Origin of the sequence: Microbacterium rhizophilum (assembly GCF_039605615.1) — a bacterium.
In the GTDB taxonomy this organism is placed as follows: Bacteria; Actinomycetota; Actinomycetes; order Actinomycetales; family Microbacteriaceae; genus Microbacterium; species Microbacterium rhizophilus.
This window is the reverse complement of record NZ_JBCNUN010000008.1, coordinates 62,804-88,595: the sequence shown is the minus strand read 5'-3', so window position 1 is coordinate 88,595 and position 25,792 is coordinate 62,804. Positions and strand designations below refer to the sequence as shown.

Annotated in this window: 30 protein-coding genes; 20 read left to right on the top strand and 10 right to left on the bottom strand. The window is 68.6% G+C overall.

All coding sequences use genetic code 11. From position 1 onward, the window contains the following. Positions 1-2 precede the first annotated feature (2 nt). Together AAD528_RS13230 and cmtR are read right to left on the bottom strand one after the other, a co-directional pair. The gene (locus AAD528_RS13230; protein ID WP_345752552.1) at positions 3-1,913 is read right to left on the bottom strand and encodes a heavy metal translocating P-type ATPase; all 1,911 of its coding nucleotides are present in this window, start codon (positions 1,911-1,913) and stop codon (positions 3-5) included. Then, complete coding sequence (gene cmtR / locus AAD528_RS13225; protein ID WP_345752643.1) at positions 1,910-2,269, bottom strand: Cd(II)/Pb(II)-sensing metalloregulatory transcriptional regulator CmtR; 360 nt, start codon at positions 2,267-2,269, stop codon at positions 1,910-1,912. Before cmtR ends, AAD528_RS13230 begins: the two co-directional genes overlap by 4 nt. A gap of 223 nt (positions 2,270-2,492) precedes the next feature. Here cmtR and AAD528_RS13220 point away from each other — a divergent pair, with 223 nt between their 5' ends. The 10 genes from AAD528_RS13220 to AAD528_RS13175 all read left to right on the top strand — a co-directional run bounded on the left by AAD528_RS13220 (position 2,493) and on the right by AAD528_RS13175 (position 12,323). Beyond that, positions 2,493-3,203 (top strand): hypothetical protein, encoded by a 711-nt coding sequence (locus tag AAD528_RS13220; RefSeq protein ID WP_345752551.1) that lies wholly within the window; start codon positions 2,493-2,495, stop codon positions 3,201-3,203. A gap of 143 nt (positions 3,204-3,346) precedes the next feature. Beyond that, entirely contained in the window at positions 3,347-3,961 is a 615-nt protein-coding gene (locus AAD528_RS13215) for a TlpA family protein disulfide reductase (protein ID WP_345752550.1), read from the top strand. Between the two features lies 1 nt (position 3,962). Further along, positions 3,963-4,703, top strand: a complete 741-nt coding sequence (locus AAD528_RS13210) for a cytochrome c biogenesis CcdA family protein (RefSeq protein ID WP_342335568.1) — start codon at positions 3,963-3,965, stop codon at positions 4,701-4,703. Further along, positions 4,684-6,414, top strand: coding sequence for a cytochrome c biogenesis protein ResB (gene resB / locus AAD528_RS13205; RefSeq protein ID WP_345752549.1), 1,731 nt, complete (start codon positions 4,684-4,686; stop codon positions 6,412-6,414). The genes AAD528_RS13210 and resB overlap by 20 nt, the downstream gene beginning before the upstream one ends. Beyond that, complete coding sequence (locus AAD528_RS13200; RefSeq protein ID WP_342335566.1) at positions 6,411-7,091, top strand: DsbA family protein; 681 nt, start codon at positions 6,411-6,413, stop codon at positions 7,089-7,091. The genes resB and AAD528_RS13200 overlap by 4 nt, the downstream gene beginning before the upstream one ends. Continuing rightward, positions 7,063-8,655 (top strand): apolipoprotein N-acyltransferase, encoded by a 1,593-nt coding sequence (gene lnt, locus AAD528_RS13195; RefSeq protein ID WP_345752548.1) that lies wholly within the window; start codon positions 7,063-7,065, stop codon positions 8,653-8,655. Before AAD528_RS13200 ends, lnt begins: the two co-directional genes overlap by 29 nt. Continuing rightward, positions 8,652-9,137 (top strand): DUF3515 family protein, encoded by a 486-nt coding sequence (locus tag AAD528_RS13190; RefSeq protein ID WP_342335564.1) that lies wholly within the window; start codon positions 8,652-8,654, stop codon positions 9,135-9,137. Before lnt ends, AAD528_RS13190 begins: the two co-directional genes overlap by 4 nt. Continuing rightward, complete coding sequence (locus AAD528_RS13185; protein ID WP_345752547.1) at positions 9,134-10,966, top strand: bifunctional copper resistance protein CopD/cytochrome c oxidase assembly protein; 1,833 nt, start codon at positions 9,134-9,136, stop codon at positions 10,964-10,966. The genes AAD528_RS13190 and AAD528_RS13185 overlap by 4 nt, the downstream gene beginning before the upstream one ends. A 20-nt stretch (positions 10,967-10,986) precedes the next feature. Further along, positions 10,987-11,589 (top strand): hypothetical protein, encoded by a 603-nt coding sequence (locus tag AAD528_RS13180; protein ID WP_345752546.1) that lies wholly within the window; start codon positions 10,987-10,989, stop codon positions 11,587-11,589. 110 nt (positions 11,590-11,699) lie between these two features. Continuing rightward, complete coding sequence (locus tag AAD528_RS13175) at positions 11,700-12,323, top strand: copper resistance CopC family protein (protein WP_345752545.1); 624 nt, start codon at positions 11,700-11,702, stop codon at positions 12,321-12,323. Between the two features lie 286 nt (positions 12,324-12,609). On the opposite strand, the gene AAD528_RS13170 is transcribed toward AAD528_RS13175, so the two are convergent. Beyond that, complete coding sequence (locus AAD528_RS13170; RefSeq protein ID WP_345752544.1) at positions 12,610-12,954, bottom strand: ArsR/SmtB family transcription factor; 345 nt, start codon at positions 12,952-12,954, stop codon at positions 12,610-12,612. A 33-nt stretch (positions 12,955-12,987) separates the two neighbouring features. On the opposite strand from AAD528_RS13170, the gene AAD528_RS15525 reads away from it, so the two are divergent. The 4 genes from AAD528_RS15525 (at position 12,988) to AAD528_RS13160 (ending at position 15,145) form a co-directional block, all read left to right on the top strand. Continuing rightward, positions 12,988-13,140: an FAD-dependent oxidoreductase gene (locus AAD528_RS15525; RefSeq protein WP_375339623.1), complete on the top strand. Its 153-nt coding sequence runs from the start codon at positions 12,988-12,990 to the stop codon at positions 13,138-13,140. A gap of 12 nt (positions 13,141-13,152) precedes the next feature. Further along, positions 13,153-14,046 carry a flavin-containing monooxygenase gene (locus tag AAD528_RS13165; RefSeq protein ID WP_345752642.1) on the top strand — a complete coding sequence of 298 codons (894 nt, stop codon included), beginning with the start codon at positions 13,153-13,155 and terminating at the stop codon, positions 14,044-14,046. Between the two features lie 235 nt (positions 14,047-14,281). Then, positions 14,282-14,560: a flavin reductase gene (locus tag AAD528_RS15520; RefSeq protein WP_375339622.1), complete on the top strand. Its 279-nt coding sequence runs from the start codon at positions 14,282-14,284 to the stop codon at positions 14,558-14,560. 138 nt (positions 14,561-14,698) lie between these two features. Next, complete coding sequence (locus AAD528_RS13160; protein WP_345752543.1) at positions 14,699-15,145, top strand: hypothetical protein; 447 nt, start codon at positions 14,699-14,701, stop codon at positions 15,143-15,145. Here AAD528_RS13160 and AAD528_RS13155 read toward each other — a convergent pair. Continuing rightward, the gene (locus AAD528_RS13155; RefSeq protein ID WP_345752542.1) at positions 15,086-15,541 is read right to left on the bottom strand and encodes a hypothetical protein; all 456 of its coding nucleotides are present in this window, start codon (positions 15,539-15,541) and stop codon (positions 15,086-15,088) included. The genes AAD528_RS13160 and AAD528_RS13155 overlap by 60 nt on opposite strands. 22 nt (positions 15,542-15,563) lie before the next feature. Between AAD528_RS13155 and AAD528_RS13150 the strand changes: the two genes are divergently transcribed. After that, positions 15,564-16,607: a serine/threonine-protein kinase gene (locus tag AAD528_RS13150; RefSeq protein WP_345752541.1), complete on the top strand. Its 1,044-nt coding sequence runs from the start codon at positions 15,564-15,566 to the stop codon at positions 16,605-16,607. Positions 16,608-16,688: 81 nt separating this feature from the next. On the opposite strand, the gene AAD528_RS13145 is transcribed toward AAD528_RS13150, so the two are convergent. Then, the gene (locus AAD528_RS13145; protein WP_345752540.1) at positions 16,689-17,615 is read right to left on the bottom strand and encodes a toll/interleukin-1 receptor domain-containing protein; all 927 of its coding nucleotides are present in this window, start codon (positions 17,613-17,615) and stop codon (positions 16,689-16,691) included. A 54-nt stretch (positions 17,616-17,669) separates the two neighbouring features. Here AAD528_RS13145 and AAD528_RS13140 point away from each other — a divergent pair, with 54 nt between their 5' ends. The 5 genes from AAD528_RS13140 (at position 17,670) to AAD528_RS13120 (ending at position 20,461) form a co-directional block, all read left to right on the top strand. Next, entirely contained in the window at positions 17,670-18,269 is a 600-nt protein-coding gene (locus AAD528_RS13140) for a hypothetical protein (protein WP_345752539.1), read from the top strand. Positions 18,270-18,622: 353 nt separating this feature from the next. Then, the gene (locus AAD528_RS13135; RefSeq protein WP_345752538.1) at positions 18,623-18,847 is read left to right on the top strand and encodes a hypothetical protein; all 225 of its coding nucleotides are present in this window, start codon (positions 18,623-18,625) and stop codon (positions 18,845-18,847) included. 796 nt (positions 18,848-19,643) lie between these two features. After that, a complete protein-coding gene (gene relB, locus AAD528_RS13130) occupies positions 19,644-19,865 on the top strand; it encodes a type II toxin-antitoxin system RelB family antitoxin (RefSeq protein ID WP_345752537.1) in 222 nt (73 codons plus the stop codon). Further along, entirely contained in the window at positions 19,862-20,131 is a 270-nt protein-coding gene (locus AAD528_RS13125) for a type II toxin-antitoxin system RelE family toxin (RefSeq protein ID WP_345752536.1), read from the top strand. The genes relB and AAD528_RS13125 overlap by 4 nt, the downstream gene beginning before the upstream one ends. 72 nt (positions 20,132-20,203) lie before the next feature. After that, positions 20,204-20,461, top strand: coding sequence for an SbtR family transcriptional regulator (locus AAD528_RS13120; RefSeq protein WP_345752535.1), 258 nt, complete (start codon positions 20,204-20,206; stop codon positions 20,459-20,461). A gap of 330 nt (positions 20,462-20,791) precedes the next feature. On the opposite strand, the gene AAD528_RS13115 is transcribed toward AAD528_RS13120, so the two are convergent. The 5 genes from AAD528_RS13115 to AAD528_RS13095 all read right to left on the bottom strand — a co-directional run bounded on the left by AAD528_RS13115 (position 20,792) and on the right by AAD528_RS13095 (position 25,791). Continuing rightward, the gene (locus AAD528_RS13115; RefSeq protein ID WP_345752534.1) at positions 20,792-20,962 is read right to left on the bottom strand and encodes a hypothetical protein; all 171 of its coding nucleotides are present in this window, start codon (positions 20,960-20,962) and stop codon (positions 20,792-20,794) included. A 150-nt stretch (positions 20,963-21,112) separates the two neighbouring features. Beyond that, the gene (locus tag AAD528_RS13110) at positions 21,113-22,111 is read right to left on the bottom strand and encodes a WxL protein peptidoglycan domain-containing protein (RefSeq protein ID WP_345752533.1); all 999 of its coding nucleotides are present in this window, start codon (positions 22,109-22,111) and stop codon (positions 21,113-21,115) included. Between the two features lie 59 nt (positions 22,112-22,170). Next, positions 22,171-23,295 (bottom strand): HtaA domain-containing protein, encoded by a 1,125-nt coding sequence (locus AAD528_RS13105; RefSeq protein WP_345752532.1) that lies wholly within the window; start codon positions 23,293-23,295, stop codon positions 22,171-22,173. Positions 23,296-23,371: 76 nt separating this feature from the next. After that, a complete protein-coding gene (locus AAD528_RS13100; protein ID WP_345752531.1) occupies positions 23,372-24,649 on the bottom strand; it encodes a hypothetical protein in 1,278 nt (425 codons plus the stop codon). Further along, on the bottom strand, positions 24,646-25,791 hold the full coding sequence (locus AAD528_RS13095; RefSeq protein WP_345752530.1) for a hypothetical protein: 1,146 nt from the start codon (positions 25,789-25,791) through the stop codon (positions 24,646-24,648). The genes AAD528_RS13100 and AAD528_RS13095 overlap by 4 nt, the downstream gene beginning before the upstream one ends. Between the last annotated feature and the right edge of the window lies 1 nt (position 25,792).

Sequence of the window (25,792 nt, the reverse complement as noted above, 5' to 3'; positions counted from 1 at the left end):
ATTCACGAGGCGGTCTTCCTCGTGCGAGTCGCGCGGAGCCCGTTGAGGATGACGATGACCTCGGCGATCTCGTGCACCAGCACCACCGCGGCCAGCCCGAGCACGCCGAACAGGGCGAGCGGGAGCAGGGCGGTGATGATCAGCAGGGACAGGATGATGTTCTGGTTGATGATGTGCCGTCCGCGGCGGGCGTGGTCGAACGCGCGCGGGAGGAGCCGCAGGTCGTGGCCGGTGAAGGCGACGTCGGCGGACTCGATAGCGGCGTCGGAGCCGGTCGCGCCCATGGCAATGCCGATGTCCGCGGCGGCCAGGGCGGGGGCGTCGTTGATGCCGTCGCCGATCATCGCGACCGAGCCGTGCTGGCCCAGTTTGCTGATCGCGGCGGCCTTGTCCTCGGGACGCAGCTCGGCGCGCACGTCCTCGATCCCGGCCTGCGCGGCCAGCGCCCGCGCGGTGCGGGCGTTGTCGCCGGTGAGCATCGTCACCCCGACGCCCTGGGCGGCGAGGGTGCGGACCACCTCGGGGACCTCGGGGCGCAGCTCGTCGCGGACGCCGATCGCCGCGACCGGCGCGCCGTCGCGGTGCACGATCACGACGGTCATGCCCTGCTCCTCCAGGCCCGCGACGTGGTCCTTGAGTGTCCCGGCGTCGAGCCAGCGGGGGCTGCCGACGGTGATCCGGGCCCCGTCGAGGGTGCCCTCGATCCCGTGCCCGGGCTGCTCGGTTACGTCCAGGGCGGCGGGGGCTCCCGGCGAGGCGGCGGTGATCGCGGCGGCCAGCGGGTGGGTGCTGTGCTGCTCCAGCGACGCAGCCCACGCCAATGCCTGCGCCTCGTCCACCCCGTCGGCGGTGAGGACGGCGGTGACGGTGGGCTCGTTGCGGGTGAGGGTGCCGGTCTTGTCGACGGCGACGTGGCGGATCACACCGAACCGCTCGAAGACCGCGCCGGACTTGATGATCACGCCGAACTTGCTCGCCGAGCCGATCGCGGCGACCACGGTCAGCGGAACGGAGATCGCCAGCGCGCACGGGGACGCGGCGACGAGCACCACGAGGGCGCGGGTGATCCACAGCTCCGGGTCGCCCAGCAGCGACCCGACGATCGCGACGAGGGCGGCAAGGATCAGCACGCCGGGCACGAGAGGGCGAGCGATGCGGTCGGCCAAGCGGGCGCGGTCGCCCTTCTCAGCCTGAGCCTGCTCCACCAGCTCCACGATCGTGGTCAGCGAGTTGTCCGTGCCTGCCGCAGTCGTCTCGATCTCCAGAGCCCCGGCGGTGTTGATCGCCCCGGCCGACACCGCATCGCCGGGCTCGACCTCGACGGGGATGGACTCGCCGGTGATCGCGGAGGTGTCCAGGCTCGACCGGCCCGCACGCACGATGCCGTCGGTCGCGATCCGCTCACCCGGACGCACCAGCATCAGCTGACCAAATGCCAGATCCTTCGCGGCGACCACCACGGACGCCCCGTCCCGTCGGATCGTCGCGGTCTCCGGGACGAGCTTGAGCAGCGCCCGCAGCCCGCCGCGAGCGCGGTCCATGGCCTTGTCCTCCAGCGCCTCGGCGATCGAGTACAGGAACGCCAGCGCCGCAGCTTCTTCGACGTAGCCGAGGATGACCGCGCCGACCGCACTGATCGTCATCAGCAGCCCGATGCCCAGCTTGCCCTTGAACAGCTTGCGGATCGCGCCCGGGGTGAACGTCGACGCGCCCAGGAGCAGGCCGATCCAGAACGCCACCAGTGCCGGGATCTCCGCCCCTGCCCATTCCAGGACCAGACCGGTGCCGAAGGCGACGCCGGAGAACACCGGGACCATGACCCCGCGGTCCCGCCACCACGGACGCTCCCGCTCTTCCTCGGCCTCCTCACCGACCCGGGTCTCCGGCTCGTCGCAGCCGCACGCCGCGCTCACGCGCCCGCTCCCGTCCCGCAGCAGCCCGGCACCGTGCACTCGGCGTCCACGCACGGCGCGTGCTCGTCCACGGCCAGCGTCACGTCCACCAGCGCCGTGAGCGCCGCCGCGAGGTGCGGATCGGCGATCTCGTAGCGGGTCTGGCGTCCCTCGGGCTCGGCGACCACAATCCCGCAGTCACGAAGACAGGTCAGATGGTTCGACACGTTCGATCGGGTCAGCTCGAGTTCGCGCGAGAGCACGGCGGGGTAGCTCGGGCCGTCCAGCAGGGTCATCAGGATCCGGGAGCGCGTCGCGTCCGCCATGGCCCGGCCGAGCCGATTCATGACGTCGAGGCGAGAAGCAATAGTCAGCATATGCTGACTATACAGCAGGTGCTGACTATTCTTGATCGTCAGGGCGCCGAGTGCGCGACTGCAGAACATCAGAATCACTGCTACTGCCGAGTCGATCCCCGTAGATATCGGACCCGGGTGACTCGGTGCCGGCCGGTGCGGTCGACCGTGCCGGGACTCTAGTACCGCTGGCTAACGTCGCGCGCGCTCGCGGGAAGCCACCGAGGACACGGCTGCGACCGGTATGGCCGTGGTCATCGTTGAACTCGACCGGCAAATCGCAGGAGTGCTCGAGGTGCGCGACGAGCTGCGGCACGAATCAGTCGAGACCACCCGATTGTGGCGGAAGCAGGACATCGACGTCGTCATGCTGACCGGTGAAGAGGACCGCACCGCTCCTCAACGACGCGCCCGCCATCGTCGGGATCGCCCTGGGCGTCACCGGCCCGCGGGCCGCGGCGTCGGTCTCATCAGGGGGCGGAACTGTCAGCAGCGAACACTTATGCTGAAGGACATGCGCCTGACCGCCGTCGACGGTACCCCCACGGGGAGCCGACGAGGTGCCGTCGCATGGATCGTGCTGGTCCTTGGGGCGGTTGCCCTGCTGCTGCTAGGCCTGTGGACGACGTCGGCGCACGACAGCATCGAACGCTCCGCTGCCACGGCGACCGTGAGCATCGGCGGGGACAGAGCCCCGTCGGACTCTGCCGTGCCCGACGCCGAGGTCGTCGTGGTGCTCGCTCCCGAGGGAGCAGGCGCGGAGGAGACGGCATTGTGCCTGCTCGGCGCGCTCTGCTGTGTTCTGCTCGCGATCGCCGCCGCCCGGTCACTCATGCACCGCCCGCGACTGCTCGCGAGGGTTCCGATCGGCGTGCTGCTGTTCTCCGTTCCTCGTCCGGTTCCCACCTTCACGCCGGTACTGACGCCTGCTCTGCTGGGGATCTCCCGGACCTGATCGCGGTCACTGCGACGTCGCCCGCCGGGGACGTCGCCCGCATGCCGTGAGGCGTCCATCGGCTGACGTGGCGCACGCAACCGTCGTGCCCGCGCGCTGAGCGCGCTCCGGCGTGCGTCGGACTGCCGATCACGAGGAGAGCCATGACATCCCATCCCCGGCCGAGCCCTCGCACGGCCGTAAGCCTGCTCGCTGCCGCAGCGCTACTCGTCGCGCTCGTCGGCTGCACACCGCAGGACGGCGTGGCAGCCGGATACGACTCCGGCGTGCAGACCTACGAATCCGGTGACTTCCGCGTCGAGCAGATCCCGGTCGCCGAGCGCGGTGACCCGGTCGTGTTCGACGGCGTCACGGAGTACGACGAGCCCGCCTCCAGCGATGACTTCGCCGGTCGCGTGTACGTCGTGAACTTCTGGTACGCAGCGTGCGGACCGTGCATCGTCGAAGCTCCAATGCTCGAGGAGGTCTGGCAGAAGTACCAGCAACAGGATGTCGGGTTCCTCGGCATCAACATCTACGACCAGCCGGCGTCCGCCCGCGCGTTCGCCGCAGACAACGGGGTCACGTATCCGAGCGTGATCGACGCGGACGATGGTCAGGTGAAACTGGCGTTCGCCGCCGCGACGCCTATCCAGGCGACCCCGACGACGCTCGTGATGGATCGGCAGGGCCGGGTCGCCGGGCGCATCATCGGGCAACTGCAGTCGGCATCGATCCTGTCGACGCTCATCGACGACGTGCTCGCCGAGGTGCACTGAGATGGGTGCGGTCATCGTCGACGGATCGCTGTGGCTGGCAGTCCTGATAGCGACGCTCGCCGGGCTCATCTCATTCGCCTCGCCATGTGTCCTGCCGCTGGTGCCCGGCTACTTCGGCTATCTCGGATCCGCGGTCGGATCACCCGAGGACGGTGGGTCAACCGCGAGGCGCCGGCTGCTCATCGGAGTGGGGCTCTTCATCGGCGGGTTCACCGTTGTGTTCATGGCCGTCACGATCCTCGGTGGCGTGTTCGGGTTGTTCTTCCTGCAGCACTCGAACCTGCTCACCCGGGTACTCGGTGTGCTCGTGATCGCGATGGGGCTGGTCTTCATCGGCGTCTTCCGCACCGCTCAGCGCACAGTCCGGATCCGTCTCGGGCGCGACCTCGGTCTCGTCGGAGCGCCTCTGCTGGGCATCGCGCTCGGGATCGGCTGGACACCGTGCATTGGTCCCACGCTTGCGGCGATCATGTCGGTCTCGTGGAACATCGGCGACCCGTGGCGGGCGGGGCTCCTTGGCCTGGCGTACTCGCTCGGCCTGGGCGTGCCTTTTCTGCTGCTTGCGCTCGGCCTCGGCTGGGCAACCCGTTCCGTCGCGTTCATGCGCCGCCACATCCGCGCGTTCAACATCGCCGGCGGCGTCGTCTTGGTGCTGCTAGGTGTGCTGATGGTCACGGGAGCCTGGGGTCGACTCATGTCCGTGCTGCAGGGGGTGATGGTGAATGTCACCCTCCCGTTCTGACACCGTCTCAGCCGACCCGATGCGCCCGGCCGATCACATCGACCGGGGTGACGACGACCGGATCACGGGCCCGACCCTCGGCGCGACCGGCTGGCTGAGGTGGGCCTGGCGGCAGCTGACCAGCATGCGCACGGCGCTGGTGCTGCTGCTCCTGCTCGCACTGATTGCGGTACCGGGGTCGATCTTCCCGCAGCGGATGGCCAATCCGAACGGCGTGACGCAGTACTTCCGCGATAACCCCGACCTCGCGCCCGTGCTCGATGCACTCCAGCTGTTCGACCTGTACGGGTCGGTGTGGTTCTCGTCGGTGTACTTGCTGCTGTTCGTCTCGCTCGTCGGCTGCATCATCCCACGAATCCGGCACCACGCGAAGGCGCTGCGCTCGCGACCACCGCGCACTCCGGCGCGCCTGGGACGTCTCGAGGACCACCTGATCGAGGACGTTCACGTGCCCCGAGGGTTGGTTGCCGACGTCGAGGCACCGGCCGCGATCGGGGTCGCGGAACGACTGCTGCGCCGTCGGGGGTACCGCACCGAGCGCTATGACGCGGCTGGCACCTGGTCGGTGTCGGCCGAACGCGGCTACCTCCGCGAGACGGGCAATCTCGTCTTCCACGCCTCCCTCGTCGGCGTGCTCGTCACTGTGCTCGTCACCGGTGGCTTCGCGTACACCGGACAGCGGGTCATCGTCGAGGACTCCACGTTCGTCAACAGCCTCAGCGACTACTCCTCGTTCACACCCGGCCGTTTCGTCGACAACACCGCGCTCGAACCGTACTCGCTGACGCTCGACCGGTTCGATGTCACCTATGAGCTGCCGGGCACGCCCGGTGCCGGACAGGCCGGGAATTTCGCCGCACGTCTGACGATCCGCGCTCCCGTTGACCCGGAAGGTCGCAGGGACGTGGTGCGAGTGAACGATCCGATCGACGTCGGCGGCGACCGCATCTACCTGCTCGGCAACGGGTACGCGCCGACGATCACGATCCGCAATGCGGCGGGCGAGGTCATCTACAGCGAGCCCCAGCCGTTTCTGCCCCAGGACGGCATGATGACCTCCCTCGGCATCATCAAGGTCCCCGACGGGCTGCCCGAGCAGATCGGCCTGGTCGGGTTCTTCTACCCGACCCAGGGGACGCTTCCGACGGGCGCATACACGTCCGTGTACCCGGACCTGGTCAACCCCGTCGTCACCTTCAACGTCTTCTCTGGCAGTCTCGGCATCGACGACGGCACGCCCCGCTCCGTGTACACGCTGGACACCTCCGGGATGACGCAGGTCACCGTCGGCGACTCCGGCCTGGAATCCATCGAGCTCACACCCGGACAGACCGCCGACCTGCCCCACGGCTGGGGAACGATCACCTTCGCGGATGTGTCCGGAACAGACGATCCCCTCTCCTCGGTCAAGCGCTTCGCCTCGCTGCAAATCCAGCGAGACGGCGGCGCCGGCTGGGTGCTCGCGTTCGCCTCCCTGGCAACCGCCGGCCTCATCACCGCCCTCCTCGTGCCCCGGCGGCGCCTGTGGGTGAAGGCCACGTTGCAGCCGGGCGACGGCGAAGGTGCGCCGCGGCTGCGGCTGGAGTACGCCGGGCTCGCGCGGGGCGAGGACCCCCAGCTCGCACAGGCCGTGGCCCGACTCCGCGACGACCACCTCCCCGCCGTCACCGACGACCCCGCCTTCCCGCCCTCATCGAAGGAGAACCCATGACCACGCCCACCCCAGCCGACAAGAGGCTGTCGACCCCGGTGAAAGCGACGCTCCTCGCCATCGCCGTCGTCATCGCCCTGGTGCTCGCCGCGATCGTCTACGTGAACGTCACCCGTCCCGCGCCCGTCACACCCGACGACGGTGCGCTCCCCGGTACTCGCAGCAACTCCCACATACTCGACGACGCCGGTCCGGACGCGCCCACGCTCGTGGAGTTCCTCGACTTCGAGTGCGAGGCGTGCGGCGCCTTCTACCCGTATGTCGAAGAGATCCGTGAACAGTACGCCGGAGAGATCAACTACGTCGTGCGGTACTTCCCGATCCCGAGCCACTTCAATTCGATGAACGCAGCGATCGCCGTCGAAGCAGCGTCGCAGCAGGGCCGGTTCGAGGAGATGTACGCCCGGATGTTCGAGACGCAGATCGAGTGGGGCGAGGGCTCCAGCTCGGAAGCCGACCGGTTCCGCGGGTACGCCGAGGAACTGGGTCTCGACATGGACGCGTACGACGAAGCGGTCGCGGATCCCGCCACCCAGGAGCGCGTGGAGGAGGACTTCCTGGCAGGGCAGGAGATGGGCGTGACCGGTACACCGACGTTCTTCCTCGACGGCGAGAAGCTCGAGCTCAACTCCCTTACCGACCTCACCGATGCCCTCGACCGCGCCATCGCCGACTGAGACAGCGCATCCCGTTGAGCGGGCGCCGGCGGCTCGCCCGCTGCTGCCTCTCCGCTTCGCGCTGCTTGCCGCGTTGCTCGGCGGGGTGATCCTCGACCTCGCGTACCCGTCGGTCGGCTGGTGGCCGGCGGCCTTCATCGCCATTGCCCTGGCGCTCGTGTCGCTGATCGGCCGCAGCGCGCGCGGTGCCCTCGGGATCGGTCTCGTGTTCGGTGCGGCTTTCTTCCCGCTGCATCTGGTGTGGGTGGCGGAGTTCCTGGGGCCGCTGCCGTGGGTCGCGCTGTCCGGGCTGCAGGCGGCACTGTTCGCGGCGGGGTCGGTGCCGATCACGCTGGCGTACCGGTGGGCGCACCGGTTTCCACGTCGCAGTCGGTGGGCGCTCACGGCGCTTCTCGTCGGCGGCGCGTGGACCCTGCGAGAGATCGCCATGGGATCCTGGCCGTACACGGGGTTCCCGTGGGCGCGCATCGGACTGAGCCAGGCAAGCGGGCCACTCGCTGACCTGGCGTCTTGGATGGGCATCGGCGGATTGTCCCTGCTGATCGTCGGACTGTGCGCGGCCGTGATCGAAGCGGCACGTGACGGGGCGTTCCGTTCGCTCTGGACGAGCGCCTCCCTCGCCGGCGCGCTAGCAGCGCTCGTGCTGGTGCCACCGTTCCCGACGACGCCGTCCGGCAGCTTGCGGATCGGATGGGTGCAGGCGAACGGCCCCTCGGCATACTTCGACAACCGCGCAGCCGGCGATATCCTCCGCGCGCAGCTGGCCGCCACTGAGCCGCTACTCGGTGCGCCGATGGATCTGCTGGTCTGGCCGGAGGGATCCGTCGACAGCGACCCGCTGAACACCCCCGCTACGGCCGCGATCCTCGATGAAACGGTGCGCCGCGCCGGCGCGCCGCTGCTCGTGAACGCCGCCACCGAACGCGACGGCAGCACCTACAACACCTCACTGCTGTGGACCGGGAAGAAGGCACCGCAGCCGCACGACAAGGCGAACCCCGTGCCGTTCGGCGAGTACGTGCCCGACCGTTGGCTCTACGAGACGATCGCCCCCGATCTGATCGGAATGATCCAGCGCGAGTACGCGCCTGGAAACAACGCACCCGTCGTGGCCCTCGACGACCGCACGCTCGGACTCGCCATCTGCTTCGACGTCATCTACGACGACGTCATCCGCGCCGGTGCACTGGGCGGGGCACAGGCGTACGTGTTCCAGACGAACAACGCCGACTTCCGCGGCACCGACGAGAACCTCCAGCAACTCGCCATCGCGCGGATGCGCGCGATCGAGACCGGACGGACCGTCGTCAACGTCTCCACGACCGGCACCAGCCAGGTCATCGGTGCCGACGGGCGCGTTATCGATGAGGTCCCGGCCGCCGAGGCTGCGGCGCGCATCACGACCGTGCCGCTGCACACCGGGGTCACCGCCGGCGTGCTGCTCGGCCCCTGGATCACCGGCGTCGCCGTCGCGGGCAGCGTCGCAACGCTGCTCCTGCTCCCACTGATTCCCCGCCTTCCGGCGGTGCTTGCCTGCCGCGACCGCGAATGGAGAGCCTCATGATCCGACGACTCAGCACCCTCGGCGCGGCGTTCACGCTGTCGGTCGCCTTGGCCGGTTGCGTCGCCACTGTCACGGTGCAGCCCGCGGCAAGTGCGAACGACCCACGCTGCGCCGACGTGTCGGTGCGCGTACCGGACACCATCGACGACTTGCCGCGTCGCTGGACCGATGCACAGGCGACCGCCGCATGGGGTGACCCGACCGCGGTGGTGTTCAGCTGCGGACTCGAACCTCCCGCGCCGACCACCCTTCAGTGCGTCACCATCGGTGGCGTCGACTGGATCGTCGACGAGACCGACACGCCGAACCTGCGGCTGACCACTTACGGCCGCCAGCCCGCCGCGCAGGCCTACGTCGACACCACCGTTATCTCCGCCGACCAGGTGCTCGGTGTCCTCGCCGGAGCCGTCCAGCAACTTCCCACGACGGGAGCGTGCACCGCTCCAGACAGCGACACGCCACAGGGGAAGGACGCTCCGTGAAGCCCCAGAGCCTGCGTCTTGCAGGACCGGCGATCCTGCTCCTGGCAGCAATGCTCGCAGTCGTCGTCGCCCTGGTCATCGGCGGGGGTGCCTCACCGCGCCTGACCAGCGACCCGGGTGCGCTCGTTAGGTGGGGGCTGCCGGCGGCGAAGCTGCTCGTCAACCTCGCTGCCGCGGCGATGGTCGGCGCTCTCGTGCTCGCGCTGTTCGCGTTGCGGGCCGGCGAACGCGAGTTCGACACGGCGCTGGATACGGCATCGGTCGGCGCGGCCGTGCTGACCGTGGCGAGCGGAATCACCGGGTTTCTGACGTTCCTGTCGTCGTTCAATCCGCAGCTCTCGCTCGGGGCGGAGTTCGGTCAGCAGCTGGGCCGGTTCCTCACCGAAACCGAACTCGGACGGGTCTGGCTGATCACCACGATCGCCGCGGCAACGATCACCATGCTCGCGTTCGCGGTGCGGGGTTGGGTCGCGACCTTGCTGGCCGGCGTCCTTTCGGTTGCGACACTGGTGCCGATGGCCACTCAGGGGCACTCCGGCAGCCTCGCCAACCACGACGCCGCGGTGATGGCTCTCGTACTGCACGTCGTCGGTGCATCCGTGTGGCTCGGCGGGCTTCTCACATTGGTATTTCTGCGCCCGATCATGCGGGAGCACCGCGTGCGGGTGCTCGTGGAACGGTATTCGACGCTGGCGCTCGTCGCGTTCATCGTCGTGACCGTGTCCGGCATCGCCCGCACCATGACCTCGCTCAGTGGATGGCGTGACCTGCTTAGCGCCTACGGGGCCGTACTCGCGATAAAGGTCGGCGCACTGGTGCTGCTCGGCGCCATCGGGGCGGCACATCGGCGGCGGTTCATCGCCAGAAGCGCGACCGGCAGCGGCATGTTTTGGGTGTTCGTTCTGATCGAGTTCGCTGTCATGGGGTTGGCCAGCGGTGCCGCCGCCGCGCTTGCGCGCACGCCGTCTCCTGCCGATGCCACGACACCAGCACTGACCACGGCGGCCGAGATCCTCACCGAAGCGCCCCTTCCGCCCGAGCTGACCCTGAGCCGCTGGCTCACGACCTGGGACCTCGACCTCCTCTGGGCCGTCGTTGCCGGCTTCGCGGCGTTCTTCTATGTTGCCGGAGTCCGGCGGCTGCGCGGGCGCGGTGAGGATTGGGCGTCCTGGCGCACAGGGGCATGGCTGGGCGGCCTGCTGCTGCTCATGTGGGTGACAGGCGGGCCGATCGCCGCGTACGCCGACTACCTCCACAGCATCGACATGCTCGGCCGGATGCTGCTTGCAACCGTCGTCCCTCTGCTGCTCGTCCTCGGTGCCCCCTTGCGTCTCGCGGACGACGCGATCCTGATTCGCACCGACGACAGTCGCGGTTGCCGCGAGTGGATTCATGCGTTCAGACGATCGACCATCGCGCGCGTGCTCGGTCGTCCGCTCGCAGGCGTGGGTCTGTTCGTCCTGATCCTGTGGGTCACGTCGGCCACCGGAGCGCTGCGCTGGGCGCTGGCCGACCCGCTCGCGCACGAGCTGCGCGTGGTGCTGACGCTGGTGAGCGGAGTGCTCCTGATTCGGTCGCTGCGCTCGTTTACGCTGCCGCGGGCGATGCGGACCGTGGTCGCCGGGCTCGCCATCCTGACACCGCTCGCACTCGGCGCCTGGGTGCTCCTGCAGCCGGGGCTCATGATCGCCGACTGGTTCGGCGCCATGGGGCGCGTCTGGGGTCTTGATCCGATGGGCGACCAACGTGTGGCGGGCGTGATCGCCGCGCTCGGGGCGATCCCGATCCTCGCCGCCGTCGTGATCCTCCATCCGAGAGGACGGGCGTGACACCTGCGTGCACTCCAGGGGTGAGCGTCTCCCGCCAGCACCGGAGCGCGCGCGTGGTCCGTGGTCTCGCGGCCGCGCTAGTCTCGACGCTGCTGGCGGCGACCTTTCATGGTGCCGCACAAGGCCATGCCGCCCCGCTGATGAGTATCTCGGCGGCGGTCGCGTTCGCCGTGCCGATCGCGACCGTGCTAGTCGGGCGGCGCCTGTCGCTGCCGCGATTGGCGGCAGCCGTGACTGCAAGTCAGGCGCTGTTCCACCTCATGCTCTCCACAGGGTGGGATACCGTCACCAGTCAGGTTCCCACACCGGCCGGACACGTAATGCATGGGGCGGCCATGACGATGCCGGACGCGCCGCTGAGCGTGTCGGCTCACATGGATACGCGGATGGGGTTCTCTCATGTTGTAGCTGCCGTTGTGACCACCCTGGTGCTCGCATTCGGCGAACGGCTGCTGCTCATGCTGCTGGGTATCGTCACGGGGCGTCGCGCACGGCGGTTCGCCATGTTCCTCGAAGCGGCGCGCGTGCAGCGACTGCGCACACGCTTCCACACCCCGGATCTGGCGCGGCACCTGGAAACTCTCGGAGGAGCAAGGAGGCGAGGTCCGCCCGTCCGGGCGTGACCTCCCCCTCTCATCCCGCGCCGGGAGGATGCTCCCGTGCGCCCACAGAAAGATCCAGAATCATGTCACAGACATTCACACGTACTATCCGGCGCGCGTCGCTCGCCCTCGTGACCGCAGCAGCGGCCACTCTGCTGGCGTCCTCGCCCGCTGCAGCTCACGACAATCTGCTCGACTCGAGCCCTGCCGCGGGAGAGACCGTCACGGCCCTCGACGCGGTCACGCTCACTTTCAGCGGCGAGCTGATCGACTTCGAGCAGACCAGCTATGCGCAGGTTCAGGGGCCTGACGGTCTCTACTACGAGACATCCTGCTCGACCATCGACCTCAACATTCTCACCACCCCGGTCGCCCTCGGCGAAGCCGGCACGTACACGATCGTCTGGAACGCGGTCTCCAGCGACGGACACCCCATCTCAGAGTCGTACGACTTCCAATACGCGCCCGCGGCTGACGCGGAGCCCGTGCTCGGCTGGGATCAGCCCGCCTGCCGCAACGAGGAGACGCGCGTTCAGCCGGGCGCCGAGCCGACACCGGATCCGACGGCCACGGCCGACGATGAGGCGGCGACGCCGGATCCCGAGCCCACCGCGAGCGACGCGGCGACGCCAGCCCCCGACGCTGCCGGTGAGGGCGCGGTCGTCCTCGCCGTCGCTGGGGGCGTCTTCCTCGTCGCAGCTCTCGGGGCAATAGCTGTCTGGGCGGTTCGGGCTCGCGCACGCCGAAAGCGGTAGCGTTCGTCCGCGTCCGCCCCATCGCCTGGACCTCTTGCCGTGGAGGAGAGTTTGAGAAGATCCGGGCGACATCGCGCGTAGGCCGGGCCTGCCCCTAACGTCCTCGAACCGCGGAAACTCCAAGGCGAACGCCGCCCAACTTGGCTGAGGGGAAGCCCCCGGTAAGGAATCAAGTCCCCCGTCACCGCCCCTTCTACCCCAGATCAGCGCCCACTTCGGTGGGCGCTGATCTGCTTGCGGGTAACAATCGGCCGGCGGTCGTCGGCCGGACGGGCCGCGGTGGTTGTCATGAGCACGTGCAGTTTTCGCCGGCGCAACAGCCGGGCTCGACGTAGAGGACGACGCGCAGCAGCTCGTCGAGGGCGGGGGCAAGGTGGGGATCCGCGAGGCGATACCAGGTTCGTCGCCCGTCGGGCACGGCCTCAACGAGCCCGCAACCACGAAGGCACGCGAGCTGATTCGACATCACCTGGCGCGAGACGCCGAGAGCGTCAGCCAGGTCGGAAGGGTATGCCGGGGACTCGCGCAGAGCAAGGAGCACGCCCGTTCGAGTGCTGTCCGAAAGCGCGTGTCCGAGGCGAGCCAATGCCGCGGTGTGCGTCGCGGTCGCAGTAGGAGTAACGACGGCCATGGACGCCAACAGTACACGATAGCGTGTACCAACATGGAGGATCGTGAGACGGCAAACGTCGGAGTGGTCATCGTCGGTGCCGGTCAGGCCGGTTTGGCCGTGGGACATTACCTGGCTCGGTTCGGCACGGACGTCATGTTGTTGGAGCGTGCGGATTCGATCGGCGCGAGTTGGATGCGGCGATAGGACTCACTACGGCTGTTCACGCCGGGCCGCTACAGCTCGCTACCAGGACTGCCCTTTCCCGGCGATCCGTCGTCGCACCCCGGCAAGGACGCCGTTGCGGCGTATCTCGCCATGTACTCCGACCGCCAGCAGCTTCCCGTGAGAACGGGGGTCGAGGTCGTGTCGTTGTCCGGAGAGCGTGGCGAATTTCGCCTGCTCCTGGCGGACGGAGAGGTGCTTGCCGCTGATCAGGTCGTGGTCGCCACGGGAGCATTCGGCGTCCCATTCGTCCCGTCGTTCGCCGCTGGGCTCTCCTCCTCCGTCGTCCAAGTGCACAGCGACCAATACAGAAACCCGGCGCAACTACCCACTGGGACGGTACTCGTCGTTGGCGGCGGGAACTCTGGATTTCAGATTGCACTCGAACTCGTAGAGACGGGGCGCGCCGTGGCCCTCTCCGAAGGAACGCGCTTACGCGCAGTCCCGCAGAGAATTCTCGGGCGAGATATATTCTGGTGGCTCACTGCGACCCGGCTAATTTACGCCCCGACGTCGTCGCGAGTCGGCAGGCGACTACGTGCCAACGAGCCTGTCATCGGCTTGACTCGCCGCGCGCTTCGCCTTGCCGGCGTGAACTTCCGCGGCCGTTCTTCCGCCGCAAACGGTACGCAAATCACCTTCGTGGACGGCAGTCCGATCGAAGTGGATGCCGTCGTATGGGCGACCGGATACAGGCAGGACGACCGCTGGGTGACCATCCCTGGCGCACTCGACGCGGATGGTGCCCTCGTCACCGATCGCGGCGTCACACCTGTCGCAGGGCTTTACACGATCGGACGTCCCTGGCAGAAAGACCGGGGATCGGCACTCCTTGGCTTCGTACACCGGGATGCGAAGGAGCTGAGCAGGGTCATCGGATCCAGTTGATCGCCAGCGAACCGGGGTTCCTGCCTGCGAGCACTTATGGACGCGGCCGGGAGCGTATGGCCTGATAGACGCAGAAACGGGAGCCAAGCCCACAGAGGACGGCTACGACCAGCCCTTGGGACAGCCGAGAGAAACGTGGGCTCCTATCCCGCGGCGAGGCGGCCACGGCTTCTCCAACAGCGCGGCGGAGGCCGGCTTGACAAGAACTTGAGAAGAGTCGAGTGACATCGGGCCCTTGCTAGGCCTGCCGCGAGCATCCTCGAGCCGCGGAAAGTCAAGGCGAACGCATCCCATCGGCGAGCGTTCCACGCCGCATATCGATGGTGCCCTCGTCACGTTGGACTGCGTGGTAACCGCAGAGATCGCGGTCGGTGACCACTTCATGGTCGTCGGTGCCGTAGACGAGCTTGTCGAGGGAGTAGGAAGCGCGCTGCTGTTTCGCGGCCGAAGCTTCGGAAAGTACGACCCGATCGAAGAGACCGTAGCGGCCGCACGCTCGGATGACGCTGCTTAGCAGTCGACCACGATACGCACCCGACAGTCGGCTCCGGCCGACACATTGGCGACGCCGCGATGGATGCAATCGCCGTTCCTCCGCGTTTTTGGTGATCAGTGGGGCCCGGCGTGACTACGATCGCGGGAAGGAGGTGCGATGGATCTCGTCGAACTGATGCTTGCGGGCGACAGGAACGTCCGCGCTCATGACAGCTCGCACAACCTCGCCGACTCGGCACGGTCCTTCCTCAACTGTGTGGCCGGGTGGGACGAGTTCACCGTGGAGCCAGCAAGCCCGGCAGCGGAGCGAGTTCTTGGTGCGGCAATGATGCTCAACCCGGCAATTCGGGGCGGGCGCTCCACGCGCACCGTCGTCCTTGATGTGAATATCGCGAGCGGAACGCTTGTCGCGAATGCCGCGCGACGTGTCCGCGAGACGGTCCAGCCCGAGTGGCTTATCGCGGTGGTCATCAACACACTGACAAACGCCGACATGAGGTGGAGTATCGAGGGCGTCGACTCGCTTTTCGTCTGCGGTGCCTCGTCAGACGCCGGCGAGAGCCACTACAGCAGCCAGCACAGCCTCTCTGTTCACGCCCTTTGAGACCAGTCCGTCGACGAGTTCCTCGAGCTGTGGCTTCTTCATCCCGACGGACTTCGGAGCGGTGACTGGATCCACGACGGTGACCGGGTTGCCGGTCGCGGTTCGAATCACATAGATCAGCGCACCCTCGCAGTGCGCTCGGGAGAACGCTGCCTTGTTGCGGCGCCCGACGGGGGAGGCGCCGGCGACTCTGATGGCAACTCCCTGGTACCCGACGCCAGTGACCTTCGGTGCGATGTGCCGTGCAAGATCCACCGCCTGTTCGGCGGGATCGGTGGACGAGGTGCGCAGCTCGAACGCGTCCGCGACCGTCGGAGCATTTATGTTCCCTTCAAGCGCGACTGCCTGCACCCGAGGGCTCTTGCCGGTGACAACGACTACGCCGAGAACGCTCATATTCGACAGTATGGTTGCTCGCGTGAGCAATCCAGCGCTGCCGCCCGGGACGACGGTGAACGACCGCTACGTCCTGGCAGGCAAGCTCGGCTCCGATGGCGAGGTGTATGAGGCATTCGATCGGCACCTCGACCGGACGGTCGCTCTGAAGATCCTCCGTCCCGACGGTGGTGCTCCTCAGTCGTGGGATGAAGCCAAGCGCCTCGAGCAGCTTCGCAGCGACTTCATCGTCCCGGTTCTGAATGCCGATGTCGTCCTTAACAGCGATGTCCGCTTCATCACCACCGACCTTCTTCCGGACGGGGATCTTGAGGCGGATGCGCGGCCGCATGGCCTTCCGGTGGCTCTCGCTGTTCGGTTCGCCCACGAGATCGCCGCTGGTATCGGTATCATCCACGCCGCTGGGATGATCCATCGCGACATTAAGCCGGCGAACGTGCTTCGGCGGGGCGACAGCGTCCTAGTATCCGACGTGGCAAAGTGTGTCTTGCTCGACGGCGATGGTTACGCACCGAGGGATGGGAGTTGGTGCACGCTTGCCCCCGAGGCAGCGCCAGATGATGGCGATTGCTCCGTCGCCACCGACGTGTACTCCCTCGCCGCTACGGCGTTCTACCTCCTGTCCGGTGAATACCCCGTCGACCATCGGGAGACCCGGGCGCGTCAGCAGGAGCTCCTATCGAGCGGGGTGCTCAGGGACGTCTCAAGCCTTGCGCCACATGTTCCACGTGCGGTCGCGACCGTGGTCCGGCGCGGAGTAAGCGTGGACCCAAACGCGCGTCACGCGAGCCCAAACGACTTCGGCAACGCCCTGGTGACTGCGATGGGTCAGCGTCGCGACTGGTGTCGCGTCGCTCACCCCGGACATGCCTACTGTGCGGAGAGCCCTGCATCCGGGAGTCGGACGGCCATAGGCGTGTGCGCTGAGAGCACGTCTCGCCAGAACGTCAGGATGCGCGCGTTCCACCTCGGATCCGGCCGCGCGCTGGCTGGCGTGCAGGAGAAGATTGTTAACTTCTCGAAAGCACCGGCGTCGCTGCGCGCGTACTTCGCCAGCCTGGGGTAGCGCCATCCGCAAGCTGGACCCGTTTCCCGTCGGTCGGGCTTCCTTCTTGTGCGACCAACCCCAATCTATGCGCGCCCGGGCCTACAGCTCGCGCGCTCGACGTTGCCCAGCGACGGTCGCCTGCGCGTGAACGGTGCCGTTGAGAGTTCGCGTCGTCCGCCCAATCAGCCGCTCTGACTCGAGAACAAAAACGAGAGCGTGAACCGTCTCTCGATCAGTCTCTTCAAAGCCACCAGACGAGCCATGATTGACGAAGTGAACAAGGAGCTTGTCGTGAAGAGCGTCGATGTTGGTTCCTCGAGAACGGAGAACACCAAGCCATACGCGCGGTCTCAAGCGCGTGATCGTTGTGCCGCCGAAACTCCTCGACACTTCAACAAGATTCTGCTCGGCGAGCGAGGAAATTGCTTCCTCGATGAGGGCCGTCGTCAGGTCCACGTCCGCCAGGTGCGCGAGTAGCTGATTCGAGCCAACGGACCCGGCGCCGCCCTCGAGGATGACATCAACCGCGGCATGCAAGACTGCGTCGTCGACTCGGTTAGGAAGTATCCGAGGGGCGCGGCGGGAGTATGCGGGAGCCGATCCGAGTGGGGGCGCGATCTCTGAACCGAACACCGTTCCGGTGACATCCACGACGACCCCATCGAGCCCAAGCGCAGCGAGCGAACTGTAGCGCAGGTGGCGCAATGCGGCCGGAACCTCCACGTCGTCGATGAGGACCGGGACGATGCGTGTCCCTCGCTGAATTCGCCGAATTACCCCCGCGTCGAGTTCTTCGTGGACCCACGGCTTGGTGATCGACGTCTTCGACAGCACGATGATGAAGATGTCGGCGTTCTCGATTCCGTGTGCGAAGACCTTGTCAACCAGCGAATCGCCCGCGCGGATCTCCCATTCGTCGACCCAGGCGTCGACTCCAGCAGTCCGCAGCTTCGTAGCGAACTCGGTGACAAACCGTGCCTTGTCCTCACTCGCGTGGCTGATGAAGGCTTTGGGCGCGTCTGGCATGGGCTCAGGTTAGCGGGGACATCGGACGCCGGCTTCGTCCAGAGGCTCAGGAGTGTGGTCGTGCGCACTACGGTACTCACCATGGATCTATCGCCGGAGATGCAGCAGCTCGCCCTCAATCTGACCGCCGCGGCCGCGCGCAACTCGGCTCAGCTTGTGACCGACAAGGTGAAGTCCCTCAGAGCAGGCAAGCGAACCGACGAAACTATTGCGGGCCTTGAACAGATCATCAGCGAGCTGATCGATGACAAGGCCGAGCTCACCCGAATTGCTCAGTCCTACCAGAGCGAGCTCGTGGCACAGCGCCTCACTCCCGGCGACGTGACGTACATCGCGGATACCGTGCTTCCTATTCTTGAGAAGCTTGCGGAGGCGCAGGGCGGCTTGAAGGGTCAGGCGTTCAAGAAGTCTGTCGATGACCTTCGCCCCCTTCTCTCAGCAGAAACAGCGACAGTCCTGCAGCTCCTCGGTTTCAACTTCCGGCGCGCCGTTGGGGAGCCTCTGACAACGCTCGCCGAGCAGGCGATCCTCGCTCGCGTGAACCGTTCCGAAGACCTGAAGCTTGCCGAGCTTCGAAGAGAACAGCTCTACTTGCAGGTCGCCTTGGACGAGGAAGCGTTCGGGCGACTCACCCAGCTCTACGGCAAGGGCTGACGATCCCAGGAGCACTGCTCAGACACGACTTCGGACGAGGTCCTCCGTGCCGGCCGGTACGCCAGTCCTTGATCGAGCGGCGACGAGGGGATCTCTCGGTGAGTCGGCCGTCACCGCACGGCACTCCGAAGCCTTCGGGGTAGCGGGTGTCAGGGGCTGCCCGACTATGGCGCGCGCAGCACCCGCCTTGGCATGCTCACCTGAGGCTGTAGGCCTGATCCGCACTGGCCTAGGACCGGTCGATTGCGCGTCGTGCTCGCGCGGTGCTGCTTCGTGCCGCATTTCAATCACATACTGCTCGGCTCGGACAGGCTGCACCTACGGTGTCGTCGGTCGTGAGTAGCCTCTCGAACATGGGAAGCATCGACGACGCATTCAAGGGCCTCTGGTCGGATATCTCGGACAGCATGCACGAGCAGTATGCACAGGCCACGGCTGACACAGCCCGTGAGAACGGGCTGACGACGGTGGACAACATCCAGATCACGTTTGAGTCCGACAGCACCGACCCACGTACCGCAGTCGATATCGATCGGGTGAAGCGGCGTGCTAATGAGATTCTGGCATCCGGCTCCTAGTCGTGCGAGAGCGTACCTGGCCACTCGTCGACCTTCGTCGACTCCGTGAGAACCGCGTGGGACGCGACCGAAGTCTGAAGCGCGCGGGTTCAGTAGAGGCTCCCAACTCACAGAGGATGAGAGTTGGGGTTCTGCTGCACGGATCGGTGGCATCAGACCTGACATGCGCGTGGGGGTGGGTCCGGAAGGATGCCATCATGCTCTGAGAACCCGTGAGATCGGAGTCGCTGTTGGGGAACGATCCGTAGCCCGGTGGCCAGCGGAAGCGTAACTTCTGCGTGAGCAAATCTTGAGAAGATCCGAGCGACGTTCGGCCCCTCCGAGCGTCCCCTCGAAGGTCGGTGAACCGCGGAAAGTCAACTCGAACGCACCCCAACGTGGCTGAGCGAAAGCTACCGGCAAGGGTTCAAATCCCACCGTCACCGCCACCCGAAACCCCCGCAGAACCCTTGGAAACACAGGGATCGCGGGGGTTTCGCTTTGTCCGGAGTGGGACTCGTGAGCAAGAAACGAGCAAGGCCGCTCACGGGCGCCTGGCACGCCGGCCGCGAAGCGCCGATCGCCGAACCACCACCGGTACGCAGCGGTGGCGGCAGCCCGGCGCGGGATCGCCCCCGCGAAGGCGAGTCAGATGCCGAGGCCTCTGGGCTCGGCCTCAGTGACATCGTTCTCATTGAAGCGGCTGTCGGCAGGCCTCGGTCTGCACCGACTATTACGCGGGACGGGCGTCGCCGATCGTGCGCGGCTGCACCGCCCCGAATGAAGGTACGATACTTGTATCGCAGGAGGTGATCCAATGCCCCTTTCCGTGAGGCTGACCCCGGACGAGGAAGCACGGCTCGATGCGCTTGCGGCGCGAACGGGCCGCTCGAAGACGTTCTATGTGCGCGAGGCGATCGGGGCGCATCTCGACGAGCTCGAAGAGCGGTACTGGGCCGATGAGGTCGTCCGTGACTGGGAGAACTCTGGCAAGCCGTCGCGGCCGGCAACCGAGCTGTGGGATGAGTTGGGCGTGTGACCCGATGGCAGCTCGAGACCTCGCCGGAGTTCGATTATGCTGCTCGGAAGCTCGATCGCCAGGTGCTCCGGCGCATCAAGGCATATCTCGACGAGGTGTGTGAACTCGATGACCCGCGGGTGCGCGGCAAAGGCTTGTCGGCGGGACTCGCGGGGTACTGGAGATACCGGATCGGCGACTATCGGGTGATCGTTGAGATCCGCGACGACGTGCTCGTGATCGTCGCGATCGCCCTCGGGCATCGTTCGGACGTCTACGGCGTGTGAGCAGATTTTGAGATCCGAGCGACGTCGAACCTCTCCGAGCGTCCCGACGAACATGCTCGAACCGTCGACGCGATGCGCCGCAAGCATGGCCTGGGGGACGCGATCAGCCCGGTCGCGCAGCAGGCGGTGGTCGAGCAGACCTACGCGCCGGTGATCACCGCGATCTCTCGCCTACTCGATGCTGGCAAGACGGATGGAACAGTACGCGGCGACGCGGATCCGGGCGACTTCCTCCAGCTCAGCGGCGCGCTGTGGCGCGCCGCGCCGGGCCCGGAAGACCGCGCGGCGCGGATGCTCGCGCTGATCCTCGACGGGCTTCGAGCGGAGTAGTCGGCTTCAGTGCTCCCGGCGAGAGCCCTCTCCAGCGCAGCTCCTCAGGCGTCTTCGTGCTCGGCGTCCGACGCGGCGGGCGGCAGGCGCCAGATCGCCTCGAGCTCTCCGGACACCGTCACCGCCCCCGCGTCGTGGCGCACCAGGAAGGTCTGTCCGCCGGTGGCGGGGGCGGATCACGCCTCCCAGCGCAACTCGCCCGCGCCATCCAGCACGACGACGATGGCGAAACCGACGGGGACGACAACCGGCTCGTCGCCGGGATGGACCCACAGCGCGCGGTAGAACGGATCGGCGTCCGCGGGCAGCGCGAGGAACAGTCGGAAGCTGTCACTGCGCGGGCCGCGCCGCCAGGCAGAGGGCCGCTCGTATAGGTCGGCGCTTCCGACCACGGCGCCGGAGATGGCCGTAGTAGTCGCCGAAGCTCATCGCGCCGTAGCCGATGGCGCCCACGGCGAGCTGGTCGTGGCCGAGGTGGCGGACCGGGATCTTCTCGGTCATGGTGTGCCTTACCTGTGGGGAGAGGCGGGCGCGGTGGCGTCCGCCTGGATGCCGGAGACCAGTTGCGATCCCGCGAACCGTCCAGGGGGCGCCCCCGTGTGGTGGCGCGTGTCCGCGCGAAGAGTCGCGCGGTCGCACGCCGCAGCCGCTTCAGCCCTGATGCGGAACCTGCGGCTGGCTGCGCGATTGCGCCGCCGAGCGGCCACGGCGGACGATCAGGACCGCTCCCGCCATCACGGCGCCGAGCACGAGCAGGATGACGGCGGCGAGCGTCCACGAGACCGCGGCCGTCTGCACCTCGACGGTCACCGGGTCGAGGGGCTGAGCGCCCACGCCGACGGCGGACGGCGCGACCGTGAGCGCGCCGCCGAGCCAGCCGAGCGGCGCGAGATCCGCAACCTCGCGGCGCACCTCGATCGCCGATCCCGGCAGGATCTCGGGCGTCGCCGCGGGCAGCGAGCCGGCGCCGCCCAGGCCGAGCGGGCCGGTGAGCGCGACGGCGTCGGTCGCGGTGATGCGCGTGTTGCCCGTGTTGCGGAGCGTGTACGAGATCTGGGCGGTGCCTCCCTCGAACGGGTTCCATGAGGGTGCGTAGCTGGCCGTCGCCTTCTCCACCGCCACACGAGGCTCGAGGTCGCCCGCGACGCGCACCTGCAGGCGGATGCCGAGGCGGCGGTCCACGCCGAGCACCTCGCCCTGCGCCTCGGTGAGCAGCGACGTGACGATGCCGGCGGGATGGTCGCCCGGTGTCGCGTCGCCGGGAACCGAGAGGGTGAACGGCACCTCGGCGCTGTCTCCCGGCTGGAGCGTCAGTGCCGACGTGTCGAGGGCGATCCATCCGCCGGATCCGTCGCGCGGCTCGTCGGCGAGGCGCACGTCGATCACGCCCTCGGGCGTGGTGAACGCGTCCGCGGCGTACACGTCGAGCTCGAGCGGAGCGGATCCGGTGTTGCGCACGACGATCGAGTCGCGCACCTGCGCACCGGGATCCAGGGCGAAGTCGTAGTTGGCTCGCCCGTCGTCGCCGCCGGGCTCGACCGACCAGGCGATCGCGCCGGGCGTCGCGGCCGGCGTCGTCGCGTGGGCGGCGGACGGGACGAGGGAGAGCAGGAGCGCGGCGGTGGCGACGGTGGCGGGGATGCGGTTCATGTCTCTGATCTGGGAGGGATCCGGGGGCGGGCGGTGATCCGCCCGCCCCCGGGAGGGGTTCAGCTGATGGCGGTGATCGTCACGGTGGCGCGGTAGTCGCCGGCCGCCGTGTCCGCCGGGATCTGCAGGTCGAGCGTCGCGCCGACCTCGGCGCTCGCCGCGTCGGTCGACTCGGCGAGCAGGCGCGACGCGGACAGGTCAGCGCTCGCGCCGCCGGGCGTGACCGCGGCACTCGACGCGGTCACCGAGGGCGTCCAGCCCAGGTGCGAGGCGTCGAATGACCCGGCGCCCGAGGTGAAGTCGCTGACGCTGCCCGACAGGCTCCAGCCGTAGTCCTCGTCGCCGCCGGTGCGGGTGTCGGTGACGACGATGGTGTTCAGCGCGCCGCTCGCGACGAACGAGTCGCCGCTCTGCGAAGCGGTTCCGAGGTCGGCCGGGCTGCCGCCCTTCCACTCCCACGAGAAGCTCCCGCTGGGCTCGGACGGGGCCTCGGGCACCGTGACGACGACGTCGTCGCCGTCCGCGGGCTCGGCAGGGGTCGTCGGCTCGTCGGCGCCCTCGACGTCCGCGGTCACGGTGAAGTCGTCGAGCGCGGTGCCTGCGGCATACAGCGGGTTGGCCGCGGCGCCCTCGGCCGTGACCGTGACGCCGGTGCCCGTGACGGTCACGGTGTCGCCCTCGCGCACGACCTCCGCGTTCGCGACGTCCGCGAGCACGACATCCGTCGCCTCGTGCGTCCCCTGCGGGGTCTCGCCGAAGTCGATGCCGGCCCACAGGTAGGTGTCCGCGACGATCTGCGCGGAGCCACCGTCTACCACGATCGACAGGTTGGACAGCTGCACGTCGAAGAAGTGCGCGGGGTAGGAGAAGCCGGCCTTGCCGCGGGTGTCGATCACGAGCGTGTCGGCGTCCTCGACGTGGCCGCCCGCGACCGGGAACAGGAACCCGGCGTTGGCGGCCGCGCCGGAGCGCTCGGCGCCGTCGGCTGCGCTGATCGCGCCGCCGGCGGATACGTAGTTGCGGAACGAGGCCTTGTAGCCCCAGTCGAGTGATCCGCTGTCGGCGACGACGTCGTTCTCCGCGGCGTTCGCGGGGGCCGCGAGTGTGAGGCTCGCGGCGGTGAGGATCGCGGCGCCGAGGGCGGCGGCCGAGACGCGGCCGAGCGGCCGGGTCATGGGGGACATGTGCATTTCCTTTCTCGTGTGTCCCGTTATCAGACGGGGCACGGGGTGGGTGGGGATGTCTAGGGGCGTGCGCCGGTCACGGACCGCGACGCGGCCAGGGCAGGATCCGGACGCCCGCGAGCTGCAGGGCGGCGAGCGTGGCGATCAGCGCGGCCAGCACCGTCGCGGCGAGCGGGGTCGCGAAGGGCGGCAGCGCACCGAACGCGGAGGGGATCAGCGCGACGTCGTCCCGGCTCACGGTCGCGGTGGCGACCACGGGCCCCGACCGGTCGAGGGCCGCGGCGGTCGTGGTGCGCAGCGGGGCGCCGCCGCGCGCGAGACCCTGCGCCGTGAGCGTGCGCGGGGTGATCGGATTGCGGATGAGCTCGCCCGTGCCGGCCTGGGGCGGGGCGTCCGGCGGCGCGGCCACCGGACGGGCCGCGTCGTAGCTGACGTACAGCGTGGTGGGGACCTTCGCGCGATCGCGCTGGCCTCCCGTCGTCATCCAGTACCCGGCCTGGCCGATCCGCTCCTGGAACGTCAGGAATGCGCCCGGGAACGCGCCCCAGTGATCGGCGTTGTCGAGCGTGAGACGCGCCTGCCCCGGCACGGAGGCGGTCACGCCCAGGTACTCCGGCGCCTGCGCGAAGCCCGACGCGGTGATCTCGGCGCCGCGGATCTCCGCGATCACGACCTCGCCGCCGTCGAGCGGCGCCCACTTGCTCATGTCTTCGCGGGAGGTGGCGAAACCGCTGAGGTGCGCCGTGACGCGGCCGTTGCCGGCGGCGTCGATCACGAGGTGCGGATCCGACGCGCTCCAGTAGGTCATGCCGCCGTAGAGCGCGACCGTGAAGGCGCCGTCCCAGCGGATGTCGGCGCCGTCCGGGCCCACCTCGCCCTCGCCGCCGTCGATCACGACCTGCGACTCGGTGTGCGCCGTGAGCGAGGTGACCGAGACCGGGCGTCCGCCGCGGTCGAGGCACTTCGTGTCCCAGGCGGCCTCGGCCCACGCGCCGCTCGCCGTCGCCTTGACGATCCTCGTGTTCCCCGCCCGAGACGCGTACAGGCCGTCGGCCTGCCGCCACTCGCGCGCTCCGCCGGCGTCGCCCGCGACCCCGGCGGAGAGGAAGTTGCAGCCGCCGGCGAATGCACCGCTGCCCGATTCGGTGTTGACGCCCCACCGGAACTCGGCGTCGTCGATCCGGCCCTCGCCGTCGATGCCCCCGGCGGGGGAATCGGCGGGTTCGGGCACCGTGACCGTGATGCCGGACGGATCGTCGTCGGACGACGCGCCGAGGGCGGCGGTCGGGAGGGCGAGCGGCGCCACGGCGATCGCGATCGCGACCGCGACGCCCGCCGCCCACGCGCGCCTCATGCGAGCGCCGCCGCGCGACGGGCGCGGCGCCGGCGCGCGGCGCGCATGACCGCGACGACGACGTTGCTCAGGATGAGCACCGCGGCGATCGCGATCGCGATCAGCATCGCGACGAGCAGCCAGGCGGGGGTGCCGTCGTCTGCCGTGGCGGAGGTCGCCGCGGCCAGTGGGTTCGCCGCCACCGTGAGCTCCGACTCGACTCGACCGCCGGTGGCGGCGCCCTCGACGGCCAGCAGATGCGTGCCCGCGGCGAGGTCGGACGGCAGCGGCAGCACGCCCGCCACCTCGCCGGATGCGCCCGCGGCCAGCGGCCCGACGGCGGTGACGCCGCCGTCCAGCGTGGCCACGACCTGCTCTCCCGCGGCGAAGCCGCGCGCGGTGAACGGCAGCGCATCGCCCGCGGTGAGAGGGGCGGCGGGCACACCGAGGCGCAGGTCGCCCAGCGCCTCGGGGGGCGCGGCCGCGTCGTGCGCGGGCGCGGCGTCCGCGGGGGCGTCGTCGCCCTCCGTGGGTGCCGGGCTGCCGGTCGCGTCCGCCGTCGCCGCATCCCCATCCGGGACGACGAACGCGACCGGGGTGAAGGTCTCGTTGCTGGGGTTCTTGACGCCGTGCGCGCCGATCGTGATCACGCCGCACTGCACCTCGAGGCAGTCGACCGTGGTGGGCGCGCCGTCCCGGTCGAGCGACGTGAACGAGGGACCGGGGATCACCAGGTCGACGCTCCAGGATCCGTCCGCGCCCATCACGGCCTGCGCGGACGCCTCCGTCTCGCTGCCCGGGAATGCCACGAAGCGCTGGAAGCCGGCGTTGTCCTTCGCCTCGCTGTCGGGCACGTAGAGGTAGTCGGCTCCCACGGCGCCGCCCTGGCTGGGACGCCATCCCGATCCGTCGATCCAGCCGAACAGCACGTAGATGCCGCCGAAGCCGCCCGCGATCGACTGGAACCCCGATCCCGACACGGTCACAGCGGTGGAGTACTCCGCGTCGGCCTTGCCGGAGCCGAGCGGACCCGTCACGGACACCGCGCCTGCGGCCTGTGCGGCGGGAACCGGTCCCAGCAGGGTCGCGCCGACGGCGACGAGCGCCGCCGCGGCGGCGGCGCGCAGCCGGGATGCGTGGCGGCGTGCGGGCATGGTGGACATG